The sequence below is a fragment of the Aliiroseovarius sp. YM-037 genome, from assembly GCF_048060095.1.
GTDB lineage: Bacteria > Pseudomonadota > Alphaproteobacteria > Rhodobacterales > Rhodobacteraceae > JBLUOA01.
On sequence record NZ_JBLUOA010000001.1, the window covers coordinates 1,298,118 to 1,311,746 of the forward strand.

Genomic DNA, 13,629 nt, shown 5'->3' on the forward strand with positions numbered 1-13,629 from the left:
AACGTCTGGTCTGAATGTGTGCCGTTCGCTGCGTGGCGCTTAAACTGGTAAGACGCGGGACGTTCCTGCCGTTCACCTTCATGACTAAGCGGCAGAAAAGGTTGACAATGCAGACCACGACACAGGCGACTTGTTTAGTATCCGCGGGACGGGTCTACGATATTGGTCAGTTCTTCACCTTTCGTCCAACGTACAAGATTACGTAAAAACAGATCGAACGATGCTTCCTCCCAACCGGCAAAAACGGATGAGCAGTGGGGAGAGATGATCAGGTTGTCCAATTCCCATAGCGGGCTGTCCGCAGGCAGGGGTTCCGTTTCAAATACATCCAATGCAGCGCCGGCCACGTGCTTGGCCTTGAGAGCGGCACAAAGCGCGGATTGATCCACGACGCCGCCGCGTGAGACGTCAGCAAGGACCACGCCAGGCCACATCGCCGCGATCTCATCTGTCCCGATGAGGCCGCGTGTAGCAGGGGTGAGCGGTGTCGAGATTGCAATGAAGTCTGCGCGTGCCAAAAGGTTTATTAATTCGCCCGCCGGATGGACCTCGTCGACATGTTCCATCGCCTTTGGATTTGCGCGGATTCCCAAAACGCGCATGCCAAAAGCTTTGGCGCGACATGCAACTGCCCGACCAGTATGGCCCAGCCCGACGATGAGAAGCGTCTTGCCTGAAAGTGGTGCAACAAATCGGCTGTTCCATACCTTCGCAACCTTGTCGTTTTGCAGGCCGGTCACATCCAATGTGAAATGCAGGAACGCCCCAAAAACATATTCGGCCATCATATCAGCGGCCACACCTGCGGTGTTGGTCACGGTTGTTTTGGTCGCGTCCCATTGTCCGTAGTGGTCAGTCCCCGCCCCGCCGTTGGCGATCCATGTCGGCCCACCCGGCCCGAACAGCGCGTCGCGCGGGAAGCCGGGAGTGCCGGCAAAACGCACGGAATAGACGATATCCGGGTGGTAGCTGTCGATCAGCGAAGGCAGGGCCTCATAGCTGTTGCACTCGCGAAATTCGGCTTCGGGAAAGGCGGCAAGTAATTGTTTCGCCAGTTCGGTCGTGTCGTCGTTGTGCAAAATGATACGTGGCGTTTCAGACATCGTGTCCCTCCGCGGGTGCCCGCGTTAGCCTTGCCAATTCTTTGAAACTCACGCCGGGTTGCGGCAAACGCTCTCGAATCCCCCAGAGCGCCGCAGCGCGTTCGGTGCCGAGTGTCGCCGTCATCGATTGAAATTTCCGCTCAATCTCCTGCATTTCCATCGGGTCTTCCGGCCCGCCGCGCGCATCCACATCTCCGGACGCAAGTTGCCTGCCATCCCTCAGTGTGATGGTGATGTCAGAACACCGCGCTGCAGGGAAACGCCTTGAATGCCGCGCGCCCTCCCGCACGGAAATCATTGGTAGGATCTTCGCGACATCAGGGTCGCTCAGCCCTTTGCCGGAAATATGCTCAGGGCCGATCCTTCCATGTGTCAGCATAACCGATAGGGCAAACGGCAGAGAATATTGCGCCTGAGAGGTGGTTGATGGCATTCGTCGATAGAGTGCTGCCGCTTCCGCAAACGTGTTCACTTCTATTGATGCAACGTCGCGCTGCGCAAATCCATATTCTCGCATCAGCGCAGAAAGGGCGTCAATCGCTGCGTGGGCCCAACGGCAGACCGGATATGGTTTGATATAATTCTGCTCTATGGTCCAGACCTTTCCCAGATCAGCCCAATGGGTCGATGCCTCTTTGCTCTCCACAGTAATCGCTGGGGCACCTGTAAACCCGTCAATCGCCATCAGCGCCGCCATGGAACCCACCAGTGCCCCCATGCCCGATCCATCGTGCAGCATGGTCGGGTTGGCAATTTCACGCATCATCTGGCTGCGCGGCCCATGGTATTCTGCAATCCCGAGAGCCTGGCGCAAATGCTCGGAGCTGGCGTCCCGCAACCGGCACCCAAGCGCGGCAACACCCAACGCGTTCCACGCCCCAGACGTGTGATAATCACTGACCGAACCGTGCAGGGCGAAGGCGGCTCTTGCCGCCACTTCATAGGACATGACGAGCGCTTCAAGGGCTTCACGGCCCGTGAGGTCTGGCCGGTTTTCGGCAAAGGCGAGAAGCGCAGGCACGACGGCGCAGCCGATATGTCCCTTAGTTGCGTTCAGGCCGTCATGGCCGTCTAAATTGTCAATCTGGGTGGCGGCGGCAAAGGCCATGCCCGGGATCGAGGCTTGTCGACCATCAAACAACAAATGGGCCGAATGTTCCGGCGATCCGGCACCGTGGAAGGCGAAAGCATGATCGCGCGCGATTTGCCCGGCCTCCAGGCCCGCTGCGCCAGCGGCCACACCGACGGTGTCGATCAGCAGTGTGGCGGCCATTTCAAGCGCGCTTTGCGGCATTTCGCTGCGGGCAAGGATGAAGTTTGCAATGTGATCGAAGGTCATAGGCGGTCTCTTTTCAGTAACTGGCCAAAACTTGGTATAGGCTCGCCGACACCGGCAAGCTGCATGGCCTGAAACACCATGGCCTGATTTGAGGTGATCACCGGCTTGCCCAATTTGGCTTCGAGCCTGTCAACAATCTCGACACTGCGCATATCGGTACACGACAGAACGACGGCCTCGGCATCAGTGTGATCAGCGGCAAGCCCCAGATCATGGACGGATTGTGGCTCAAGTTCTCCCTGTCCGTAATTGTCGAGCGCCGTGCCAACTTCTGAGCGCTTTATCGTGTCCACGCCAACCTCGGACAGAAAGGCGATGGCCATGTCGTTGATTGTCGGCACATAGGGTGACGCAAAACCGATGCGTTTGATGCCTAAAGTCTGGAGCGCGTGCACCAAAGCGCCAGCGGCGGTCACCGTTTCCGCGCCGCTGTCCTGTTTGATTTGCCTAGCAAGGGCGCGGTCAAACGACGGGCCGTGGGTAAGCGTGGCAGAGGTGCAGCCATAAAAAATCACATCAGGTTTCACGCCTTGCAACAGGCGAAGCGGTTCGCTCAGGTCAACCGCGCCCAGCCCGTGCATCTGATCAGCATCTGGAATCTCGTCCTGATCATACCCACCCATTCGCGCAAAATGGAACGAAACTCCTTCGGGTCGCAACAGCGCCATGTCTGGTTCAAGGTTTGTATTTGTAAAGGGCACCAAAATCCCAAAGCGTGCACGCCCGCGTGAGCTTTTCATGTCTTTTCCTCCCTTACCCAACGCTCCAGATGCGACACCGCGATGTTCATTTCCTCTTCAGGGCCGATCGTTACCCGAAGGCAAGTTGGCAGCCCCGCGCCGCCCTGCGCCCGCAGAAAAACACCCTCGGCGCGCAGGGCTGCATTCGCCCGGGCTGCGGCCACAGCGCTGGCAAAGTGGATGAGAGCAAAATTGGTGAAGCTTTCTGCGACATTGAAGCCGGTGTCGCGCAACCGGTCGATAAACCGATCCCGCCGTCTGGCTGTGGTCTGACAAGTCGCCTGCATATAGGTGTGATCCTTGAGCGCAGCGCAGGCCGCGGCTTGCCCGGCCACCGAGATGTTGTTGGGGTTCATCACCTTGCGCACCACCTCGGCAATTTGTTCAGGAAACAGGCCCCAACCGACACGCATCCCGGCAAGCCCATAGGCTTTGGAAAAGCTGCGCAGAACCACGGTATCGCCACGCCCGACCAGATCGAACATAGGCTCTCCCAGATGGTCGGCAAATTCGCCATAAGCTTCGTCAATCACCAGCAGGATGCCGCGGCGCAACCCATCGCGGAGCCGGAGAAGCTCGGTGCGCGATATTCGGGTGCCGGTTGGATTGCCCGGATTGGCGATGAACACAACGCGCGTATCGGGCTGGACGGCCGCGATGAGAGCGTCAACGGACACCCTCGCATTGTCTTCCTGCGCGGTATCGAAACGGGCTTGCGCCAGCTGCGCCGCAGTTCGGAAAAACGGATAGGCATGGGCAGGCGCTAGAACCGCACTTTTCGGGTCCGCGAATGCCTGCGTCAGACAGGCAATCAGTTCCATCGAACCATTGCCGCATAGAATCCCGTCGGAAGGGATGCGATGACGTTTGGCCAAGGCGTCGCGCAGTTCACGCCACTCTGGATCAGGATAGAGCTGCGCGTTCGCTACGGCATCTGTCGCAGCCCGGACGGCAAGCGGGCTTGGCGGCAACAGACTTTCGTTTTGCGAGAGCGAAATGAGGCGTTTGCCTTTGGGCGCATTCAAATTGGCCAGCGCATAGGGGGACATGGCGGCAATATGGCGGACCGGTTTGATCATGGCTTGGCTCCATAAATGCGACGCGCGGCTGTCTGGCTGATCAAACCCTCGTCAAGGTCGCGCTGAATATCCTCATCGTTGCGCTCTTGCGGGGGACCGAACCCACCGCCCCCCGGCGTCTCAAAAATCAGCGTCTTGCCTGCTTTCACCCGCACTTCGCCCTTGCTTGGAAGGTCGGCCCCGTCATGGCCGATACGGATGCGCCCGGCGGCGCCAGCCATGCCGCCGTGACGGCCTTTGGCCGGGTTCAACACCCGTTCGACCGATAAGAAGACCATGAGATCTTCATCGTTGGCGGATCGCAATTCGATGTGCTGACCCAGCCCGCCGCGATACCGACCGGGGCCGCCGCTGTCCTGTCTTAACTCGCGTCGCGTGAATAGAACGGGCGCTACGGCTTCTGTGGTTTCGATCTGAGAGCCCCAGACGCCCGAAGGAAATGCCGTCGCCGACAGCCCATCCAATTCAGGCCGCGCGCCTGTGCCACCATTGAAGACAAGCTCTAATGCAAACTGCTCACCCCCGTTCAGCGCCGCCTCGGCCACATGGCGCAGCGGCAGATCATACATGCAGGATGCGCCCTCGGCTGGAACCTTGTCAGGCACAGCCTGCGACAGGCAGCCATAAACAAGGTCAGGCGTCATTTGCCCCAGGGTATGGCGCATGGCCACCGGCGCAGGGGGCTGAGCGTTGAGGATACAATCGCTCGGAGCCGTAACCCGAAACGGCGCGAGCGAGCCTGCGTTGTTGGGTATGTCCGGCCCGATAATGCAGCGCAGCGCAAACACGGAATAGGCGGTGGCATAGTTGAGCGGTACGTTGATACCTTTGTTTGACAACCCTGATGTGCCGGAGAAATCAAGCAAGACATGGTCGTCTGCGATTGTCAGTGCCGCATGCAGGTCTATCTCTTTTTCATAACCATCGACCTTGAGAACACTTCGCCACCTGCCTTTTGGGAGTTCGGCAATGGCATCGACAGTGCCGCGATAGGACGTATTGATGATGTAGTCGGCCAGATCATCCAGATGGTCGATGCCAAATTCGTCCATCATACCGGCAAGGCGCGCGGCGCCGGTTTCGCAGCAGGCGATCAGCGCGTAAACGTCGCCTTCATTGGCGATGGGCTCACGCGAGTTGGCTTTCACGATCTCCATCAACAGCGCATTAAGCACCCCCTGATCCATCAGCTTGCACGGCGGGATGCACAGGCCCTCGTCATAGATGTCTGTCCCTTCAGGCCCCATGCCCAGGCCACCCAGATCGACAAGATGCGAGGTGCAGGAGGTAAAGCCAACCACGCGAGCATTGTAGAATACCGGCATCATCAGAAGAAAATCGTTCAAATGGCCAGAGGCAATCCAGGGATCATTGGTCAAGTAGATGTCACCCGGCTTCATGTTCTGAAGTTCAAAACGGCCGCGCAGGGTCTTTACGGCCTCGGCCATGGTGTTGATATGCCCCGGAGTGCCGGTGACGGCCTGTGCCAGCATCCGGCCCTGAATATCAAAAATACCCGCTGAGATATCGCCGCATTCCCGAACGATTGGGCTGAATGCTGCCCGGATCAGGGCTTGCCCTTGTTCCTCGACCACGGCCAAAAGCCGGTTCCACATGACTTGCAGACGGGTGTCAGTCTTACTCATCAGCGCTCTCCTCTCGGCGATGAAGCCAAATGTTGCCGACACCATCCAAGCGCGCCGAAAAGTCGGCGCTAACAAATGTGGTGGTCTGCGGCTCGACGATCAAAGCGGGCCCGATGAGATGGTCACCGGGGTCAAGCGCGGCACGCTCGTAAATCTCTGCGTCGCGCCAGTCGCCGGTGACATCACAGAGAATCCTTCGACGTCCCATGGACTTTGCGCATTGCATGCCGGGGGCATCATGAGCGGATTGCAATGCACGCGGTTCAGAAGATACCTCAACCGCCCAGTTTAGTATTTCGATCGTCATACCGGGGACGGAGCGGCTGAACTGGCGGCTGTATTCCGCTTCAAAAGCGCGTTTCAGGCCCGGGACATCTTTGGCCACCAATGTATGGTTGGGCAGTGGTATCTCAATTTCGTGACCCTGCCCGTGATATCGCATGAAAGCCACGCGGCGCTCGATAAGCTTTCCCTTTGGAGCCCCGGTCCGCACCACACTCAGCGCTTCCGCAAGCATATCTTCGAAAAATGCGTTGAGCCCGGCCAGATCTAGCGCGTCCAGCGTATCGTACCTGGATCGGACAATCTCAAAAGACACTGGCGCGTAAAGGAATCCGACGGCGGAGCCGACACCCGGATCGCGCGGTACAAGGATGCGCTCGACCTGCGCACGTCTGGCAACTCGGGTTGCGTGCAATGGGCCGTTGCCACCAAAGGCGATCATCAAACGCGCAGCCAGATCTTTACCCGATTCAACGGCGTGCATTCGCCCTGCGGCAGCCATGTTTTCATCAACGATCTCGCTGATGCCATGAGCCGCTTCAGTAGCATCGATACCCTTTGGGCCACCGATATTCTGAGCAAGCGCAGTCTCTGCCGCCTGAACATCAATCTTTAGCTCCCCCTCGGCAAACAGATCAGGGTCGATGAACCCCTGCATCACATCTGCATCTGTCACCGTCGGGGCGGTGCCACCCTTGGCAAAGGCCGCCGGCCCGGGGTCCGAGCCTGCGCTTTCAGGCCCGATCTGTATTCGGCCAAGCCGATCCACACGCGCGATCGAACCGCCCCCCGCGCCAATCTCGATCATCTCGATCACAGGGATACGAACTGGCATGCCAGACCCTTTGACGAACCTCTCAGCTCGGGCAATCTCGAACCTGCGTGTGCTCTGGGGACGAAACTGATCGATCAGGCAAAGTTTGGCCGTCGTTCCCCCCATGTCAAAACTCAAGACTTCGCTTTCAGCGGTTTCAGCAGCGATGCGTGCCGCCAGAATTGCCCCCCCGGCCGGACCACTTTCAACCAGTCGAATTGGCAGTCGCGCCGCTGTTTCAATCGTCGTCATACCGCCACCAGCGGTCATCATCAGGATCGGACATCTGAGCCCGATCTGAGAAAACCGGGTCTGAAAGTCGGCCAGATAGCGCGCTATCAGAGGTTGGATATAGGCATTGGCAATGGTCGTAGAAAGCCGGTCGAACTCGCGCGCCTCCGGGCTGACTTCATGGGACAAAGAGATCACCAGATCGGGCACGACATCGTGCAACATCTCGCGGAGCAGGATTTCATGTGCAGGGTTTGCATAGGCGTGCATCAGGCAGATCGCCACCGCGTCGGCCCCGCTACCTGTCAAATCTCTTGCAAGCGTTGCAACGGCCTCGTCGTCGAACGCCTGAACCTCATGTCCGCTCGCCGTCATCCGCCCTGCAATGGTGAACGCGCGCGATCGCGGAACGAGCAGGTCAGGTTTGACCAGATTGATGTCATATTGGCTGTAACGCCGCTCATAGGCTATCTCGAGGATATCGCGAAACCCCCAAGTCGTAATCGTCGCAACAACGGCCCCGCGTCTTTCGATCAAAGCGTTGGTGGCCAGGGTCGTGCCGTGAATGAAACCTTGGATCTGTGACCAATCACCACCTGCTTGCGCAAGCACCCGCTGCGCCCCTTCAAGCGCCCCAAGCGTCGGGTTCGCCGGCGTCGTCGACGTTTTGGTGGTGGCAAGAATATTACCCTGACCATTCACCAAAACGGTATCTGTGAAAGTGCCGCCAATATCGACGGCAAGGCGAAGTCCTTTGGTTTTAGGCATGAGAAGCTACCGGAAGAGAGGGGAATCTGTTGGCATCCGTGATACGCGAACACCAACTGGCGAGGCGCCAAAATGCTCAGGTCACGTCAGACGACGAGATCACAGCCGGTCGAGCGCCGCCCCAAAACCATCCTGATGCACCGTCCCAGCATGTGCTGCACTCCATCACTCCGCTATATGAAACGCTGCACGAGCGCAGGCATGGGTGTCAATAAAAATGAATGATGCTCTGCTCAAACGCGGTGCTGCTGGGCGGGCAATCATATGTCGAGGAAGACTTTTGCTCTATGGCCAGAAATCGACGTAACCCGCCACTTTCCGGTGTTTGGATTCAAAAAGGGCTTAGACATTCATGCAAATCGCAGCATTTGTCGCTAAGTGCTCAGAGTCGGCATTCCCAGCTCAGCCCACGAAGGTCTGGTGATGGAGAAGTGCAGCGAAACGGACATTGCATGAAAAAGTCAGCGATTGGTGTGCACTTAAACTACCCCCGAGAGTCAGCGTCTTTTCTGGGATTTTTGAAGATCCATTGCCGTCTGGGTCTAGCGGTAGAGTAAGGGTTCACGATCTCAGCCCCACCCAATCGCCGTCGTCTGCCTGTCTTTGCTCTTGAGGGGCTAGACTGCCCCAATTCGTGTGCATTATGTGTGCAACATGGACGCGAAAACCGGATCGCGGACCATAGGAGAGCTAGGAATGCCCAACAACGCAGCCACTGCGGCAGCGAGATTGTCTACTGCGCCCATGATGGATTGGACTGACCGCCATTGCCGGTATCTTCACCGACTGATGACCCGTCGGACCTTGCTTTATACCGAGATGGTGACCGCTCCGGCGTTGGTGCGGGGGGGGGCGTTGCATTTGCTTCGCTTTGATCCGGCGGAGCGTCCTGTGGCGGTGCAGCTTGGCGGCTCTGACCCGGCGGAGCTGGCAGAGGCAACGGCGATTTGTTGTGATGCGGGGTATGATGAGGTCAACCTGAACATCGGTTGCCCGTCCGATCGGGTCCAGTCCGGGTGTTTCGGGGCGGTCCTGATGGAACAGCCCGCGCTGGTCGCGAAATGCGTCCGGGCGATGATTGATGCGTCCAGTGTTGAGGTGACGGTGAAATCTCGCATCGGGGTGGATGACCAAGATCCGGAGGATGTGCTGCCAGATTTTCTGTCTCGGATGCAGGATGCCGGGGTGCAGCGGGTGCAAATTCACGCACGCAAAGCGTGGCTTCAGGGGCTGAGCCCTAAGGAAAACCGTGATGTTCCGCCGCTTGACTATGATCTTGTGATGCGGATGAAGGATCGGTTTCCGACCCTTCATATCTCGGTCAATGGCGGGATCGAGAGCCTGGAGCAGGCCAAGCGGTTTCTGGACGCGGGGCTTGATGGTGTGATGATCGGTCGGGCCGCGTATCACACGCCGTCGGATGTGCTGCTGCGGGCGGATCAATGGATATTTGAAGAAAGCGGTGGCAAGACGGCGCTTCAAGTCGTCGAGGAAATGCGCCCGTATATCGAGGCGCATCTGGATGAAGGCGGGCGGTTGCATCAGGTGACGCGGCATATGCTCGGGATGTTTTCGGGGCAGCCGGGGGCGCGGCACTGGCGTCGCACGTTGTCAGAGGGCGCGCATCGGCCCGATGCCGGGTTTGAGGTGGTCGAGGCTGCGCTGTCTGAGATCGCGGTGGAAGAAGCCAAGAGCACCTGAGTCCGGCCCGTGGACGCTTCCTTTCGGACGGTGTAGGGAGGACGCATCGCGTCAGAGGGGTCTAACCACATGCCAGACATCGCTATTCTGCTGCCGATGGCGGCGCTTTTGCTGGCAATCGGCGCGTTTGCCGGTGTGATCGCAGGATTGCTGGGTGTCGGCGGCGGGATCATACTGGTGCCCGCGTTCTTTTACGCGTTTTCGGCGCTTGGATATGCAAGTTCCGAGCTTATGCAGATTTGTCTGGCGACGTCGCTGGCCACCATCATCGTTACGTCGCTTCGGTCGGTGATGAGCCACAATCGCAAAGGCGCGGTTGATTGGGATATCCTGCGCAGTTGGGCGCCGGGGATCGTTATCGGCGCCATCGTCGGCGTGCTCGTCGCGGCGAGCTTACGGTCAACGGTCTTGCAGGGGATATTTGGCGTTCTGGGAATTGTGGTCGGACTATACCTCGGGTTCGGGCGGGCGAGTTGGCAGATTGCGCCGGATATGCCCAAGGGCGTGACACGGGCGATCTTGTCTCCGGTGTTGGGGTTCTTATCGGTTTTGATGGGGATTGGCGGCGGATCGTTTGGTGTGCCTGTTATGACGCTCTACGGGCGGCCGATACATCGGGCGGTGGCGACGGCGGCGGGTTTTGGCGTTTTGATCGCGGTGCCGTCGGTGATCGGATTTCTGTTCAACGTGCCAGCGGTGCGGCCTCCGCTTACCATTGGTTCGGTGAACCTTCCCGCCTTCGTATTGGTTGTTTGTATGACAATGATAACAGCGCCTTACGGGGTGAAGCTCGCCCATAGTATGGATGCCAAGCCGTTGAAGCGGGTGTTTGCGGTGTTCCTGCTGATCGTGGCGCTGAACATGCTGCGCAAGGCGGTCGGGTGGTAGAGGCGTTTTGGCAAAGGGGTTGGGCCGCTTTTCCACGCGACCCGGATGTGTTGCGCTGGCTTGAAGCGGCGGAGCCTGCGGCGCGGGCTGTTGTGGATACAGCGCCTGTCACGGATCGGGAGTGTGACGGGACGTGGTTCGTCGGTGTTGACGCCTTGGCGAACGATGCGGCAGGCGCAGTGAATGGCTCCGGCCCGTTGGAGGGCGCCGCGATGGCGTTTTTGCGTGATCTTCTGGGGGCAAAGATGCCGCCGCTGCATCCAGCGCAGCTATCGGCGATTTATCCGGGGTATCCACGCCCGCGAGCAGGCGAAAGCGAAGCGGCGTTCGGGTATCGCCAGCGCCGCGATGCGGCGCATGTGGATGGGTTGCTGGCGGTTGGGGAGGATCGGCGGCGCATGTTGAAGGAGCCGCACGCGTTTGTCCTGGGGCTGCCGATCGACGCCTGCACGGCAGAGACGTCGCCGCTGGTCGTCTGGGAGGGCAGCCATCACATCATGCGCGCGGCGTTTGAGCGCGCGTTGGCGGATTGTTCGCCGGATCACTGGGCGGAGGTTGATCTGACCGACATATACAAAGCCGCCCGGCGCGAGGTGTTTGAAACCTGTGCGCGTGTTCAGATTTTGGCCGGGCGGGGAGAGGCAATTCTGCTTCACCGCCACCTGTTACACGGCATCGCACCGTGGACGGGCAAAACCGCGTCACCCCACGGGCGATTGGTGGCGTATTTCAGGCCGCAATTTCCGCAAGGCAGCGCCGATTGGCTGCGCAAGCCCTGATGGTCGGGGGCTAGACCCGCTCCACCGTCACCTTATCGGGGTAGAAGGCGAGGTGGCCCTTGATCTCGGCAACGCCCTCCTTCGGGTCTTCGTAGGACCAGCCCGCATCGGGGATCACAGTGCTTTTCGTTTGGATCGAATAATAGCTGGCGTCGCCCTTGTGCGGGCAATGCGTCGCGGTATCGGAGTCATCCAGAAAGGCCATCGCCATATCTTCACGCGGGATATAGATCACCGGCTTGTAAGTGCCTTCGGACAGCTCAAGCGCGTTGCTCGACTCGCCCAGTACCGCGCCGCCCGCGCGGACAACCCATGTGCCTTCGGCCTTTTTGATCTGGATGTGATCCGCCATGCGTTTTCGTCCTCCTGTCCGCGTGTCGGGCGACCATAACAGGGGAATGATGACATGGGAATGTCAGAGCGGTGCGGTTGCGTCCTTCAGCCACGTCCGGGCGGTGTCTGATACCGTGTCGGCCAACATCTCAAAGGTCGTTGCGTGGTAGGCGTTAAGCCAATCCCGCTCCGCCCGGCTAAGATCGTCGCGCACGATCAAGCGCCGGTCGATGGGCACGTATGTAAGCGTCTCAAAGCTCAGCATTTCGCGGGCGTCCGCGCCGGGCAGGGCGGGGGCCTCCACCACGACAAGCAGGTTTTCGATACGGATGCCGAACGCATCCTCGCGGTAGTATCCCGGTTCGTTTGACAGGATCATTCCGGGGTCGAGCGCCACGTCGGATACGCGAGACAGCCGTGCCGGGCCTTCATGCACGCCAAGATAAGCGCCGACGCCGTGGCCTGTGCCGTGATCATAATCCTGTCCGGCGAGCCAAAGGGGATAGCGCGCAATCGCGTCAAGGTCGCGCCCGGCAAGACCAACGGGCCAGCGCGCGCGGGACATTGCGATCATGCCTTGCAGAACGCGGGTGAAGCAGGCTTTTTCTTCTTCTCCTACTTCGCCGACGGGTACGGTGCGGGTAATATCGGTCGTGCCGTCGAGATATTGCGCGCCGCTATCGACTAGCAGCAATTGACCGGGTTCAACACGAAGGTTGCTTTCGTCGCTGACGCGGTAGTGGCAGATCGCGCCATGCGGCCCAGTTGCGGAGATTGTCTCAAAGCTGATATCGCGCAAGGCATTGGTCGCGCGGCGGAACTCTTCCAGTTTTTTCACGACGTCGATTTCGGTCAGGTTACCCTTCGGCGCTTCGGCATCAAGCCAACAGAGAAATTCGACCATCGCCGCACCGTCGCGTTTTTGGGCGACCTTGGTGGCCGCAATCTCTGCCGGTGATTTGCGGGCCTTGGGCAGGATGCAGGGATCGCTGTCAAACACGCAGTTCGCCCCGGCGTCCTTGATGAGCGTTGCGACCGCAACCGGCACCGTCTGTTTGTCGAGCAGGACATCTCCGGTAAGCGCCTGAAGCTCCGCCGAAAAACCCTTCACATCATGCAGCCGGACATCGGCACCAAGGTGATCTTTCACTGCGTCCGTTAGTTTCTGTGGCGATATGAACAGGTCAACCGTCGCGTCCTGATGCAGGATGGCAAAGGCGTGGGCGACGGGGGTGCGGGCGATATCGGCGCCGCGGATGTTCAGCAGCCACGCGATGCTGTCGGGCAGGGTAAGGACCGCAGCGGTTTGGCCAGCGTCAGAAAGGTCCTTGGCGATCCGTTCACGCTTGGTGGCGTGGGAGTCACCCGCAAGCTCCTCCGGGTAGATATCGACCATGCCCATCGGCGGGGCGGGCTGGTCGGCCCAGATACGGTCAATGAGGTTCTGCATGGGTTGAAGCGCCACGCCGCTACCGTCGAGCCGCTTGTTCAGGGTTTCAATGTCCTGCCAGCCGTGCAGCCACGGATCAAAGCCGATTTTGCCGCCCTCGGGCAGCGTGTCGATCAGCCAGTCACCGGGCTTTGTTTCGGGCCACGGGACCGGCGTGAAATGCTCCAGATCGATCTGCGATTTCACCTGAACGCGGTAGCGCCCGTCGATGAACACACCCGCACGATCCGCGAGGGCAATGCAAAACCCGGCCGAGCCTGTGAACCCGGTCAGCCAGCTTAGCCTTTCATCCCGTGCGGCGACGTTTTCGCCTTGATGCACGTCTGCGCGCGGAATGATGAACCCGGCGAAGCCATCTTTGCTGAGTTCTTTGCGCAACTCGGCAAGGCGTGGCGGGCCATCAGCGGGGCGGGAGCGAACTTCGAAATCTTGAAACATGATTCCTCCGAATGTCGGGTTTGTTGGCCGTCAGGTCG

General features: G+C 59.3%; 11 protein-coding genes. 3 read left to right on the plus strand and 8 right to left on the minus strand.

The genetic code is table 11. The features are described 5' to 3' along the window. Window positions 1–134 precede the first annotated feature (134 nt). Genes ACEWPJ_RS06395 through ACEWPJ_RS06420 form a run of 6 tightly spaced genes read right to left on the minus strand, consistent with a single transcriptional unit; the run spans window position 135 to window position 8,002 of the window. Window positions 135–1,103: a D-2-hydroxyacid dehydrogenase gene (locus tag ACEWPJ_RS06395; RefSeq protein WP_416511797.1), complete on the minus strand. Its 969-nt coding sequence runs from the start codon at window positions 1,101–1,103 to the stop codon at window positions 135–137. Continuing rightward, on the minus strand, window positions 1,096–2,442 hold the full coding sequence (locus tag ACEWPJ_RS06400; RefSeq protein WP_416511799.1) for an MmgE/PrpD family protein: 1,347 nt from the start codon (window positions 2,440–2,442) through the stop codon (window positions 1,096–1,098). Before ACEWPJ_RS06400 ends, ACEWPJ_RS06395 begins: the two co-directional genes overlap by 8 nt. Further along, a complete protein-coding gene (locus tag ACEWPJ_RS06405) occupies window positions 2,439–3,182 on the minus strand; it encodes an Asp/Glu racemase (protein ID WP_416511800.1) in 744 nt (247 codons plus the stop codon). Before ACEWPJ_RS06405 ends, ACEWPJ_RS06400 begins: the two co-directional genes overlap by 4 nt. After that, window positions 3,179–4,261 (minus strand): pyridoxal phosphate-dependent aminotransferase, encoded by a 1,083-nt coding sequence (locus ACEWPJ_RS06410; protein WP_416511802.1) that lies wholly within the window; start codon window positions 4,259–4,261, stop codon window positions 3,179–3,181. The genes ACEWPJ_RS06405 and ACEWPJ_RS06410 overlap by 4 nt, the downstream gene beginning before the upstream one ends. Continuing rightward, on the minus strand, window positions 4,258–5,907 hold the full coding sequence (locus tag ACEWPJ_RS06415) for a hydantoinase B/oxoprolinase family protein (protein ID WP_416511804.1): 1,650 nt from the start codon (window positions 5,905–5,907) through the stop codon (window positions 4,258–4,260). Before ACEWPJ_RS06415 ends, ACEWPJ_RS06410 begins: the two co-directional genes overlap by 4 nt. Then, window positions 5,900–8,002, minus strand: a complete 2,103-nt coding sequence (locus tag ACEWPJ_RS06420; RefSeq protein ID WP_416511806.1) for a hydantoinase/oxoprolinase family protein — start codon at window positions 8,000–8,002, stop codon at window positions 5,900–5,902. Before ACEWPJ_RS06420 ends, ACEWPJ_RS06415 begins: the two co-directional genes overlap by 8 nt. Window positions 8,003–8,698: 696 nt before the next feature. On the opposite strand from ACEWPJ_RS06420, the gene dusA reads away from it, so the two are divergent. From dusA to ACEWPJ_RS06435, 3 genes are all read left to right on the plus strand, one after another. Further along, on the plus strand, window positions 8,699–9,703 hold the full coding sequence (gene dusA / locus ACEWPJ_RS06425; protein ID WP_416511807.1) for a tRNA dihydrouridine(20/20a) synthase DusA: 1,005 nt from the start codon (window positions 8,699–8,701) through the stop codon (window positions 9,701–9,703). A 69-nt stretch (window positions 9,704–9,772) separates the two neighbouring features. Continuing rightward, window positions 9,773–10,591, plus strand: a complete 819-nt coding sequence (locus ACEWPJ_RS06430) for a sulfite exporter TauE/SafE family protein (protein ID WP_416511808.1) — start codon at window positions 9,773–9,775, stop codon at window positions 10,589–10,591. A gap of 47 nt (window positions 10,592–10,638) precedes the next feature. Next, on the plus strand, window positions 10,639–11,370 hold the full coding sequence (locus tag ACEWPJ_RS06435) for a hypothetical protein (RefSeq protein ID WP_416511809.1): 732 nt from the start codon (window positions 10,639–10,641) through the stop codon (window positions 11,368–11,370). A gap of 10 nt (window positions 11,371–11,380) precedes the next feature. On the opposite strand, the gene ACEWPJ_RS06440 is transcribed toward ACEWPJ_RS06435, so the two are convergent. Together ACEWPJ_RS06440 and ACEWPJ_RS06445 are read right to left on the minus strand one after the other, a co-directional pair. Further along, the gene (locus ACEWPJ_RS06440; RefSeq protein WP_416511811.1) at window positions 11,381–11,722 is read right to left on the minus strand and encodes a DUF427 domain-containing protein; all 342 of its coding nucleotides are present in this window, start codon (window positions 11,720–11,722) and stop codon (window positions 11,381–11,383) included. 63 nt (window positions 11,723–11,785) lie between these two features. Next, window positions 11,786–13,591: an aminopeptidase P family protein gene (locus ACEWPJ_RS06445; RefSeq protein WP_416511813.1), complete on the minus strand. Its 1,806-nt coding sequence runs from the start codon at window positions 13,589–13,591 to the stop codon at window positions 11,786–11,788. Window positions 13,592–13,629: the final 38 nt, after the last annotated feature.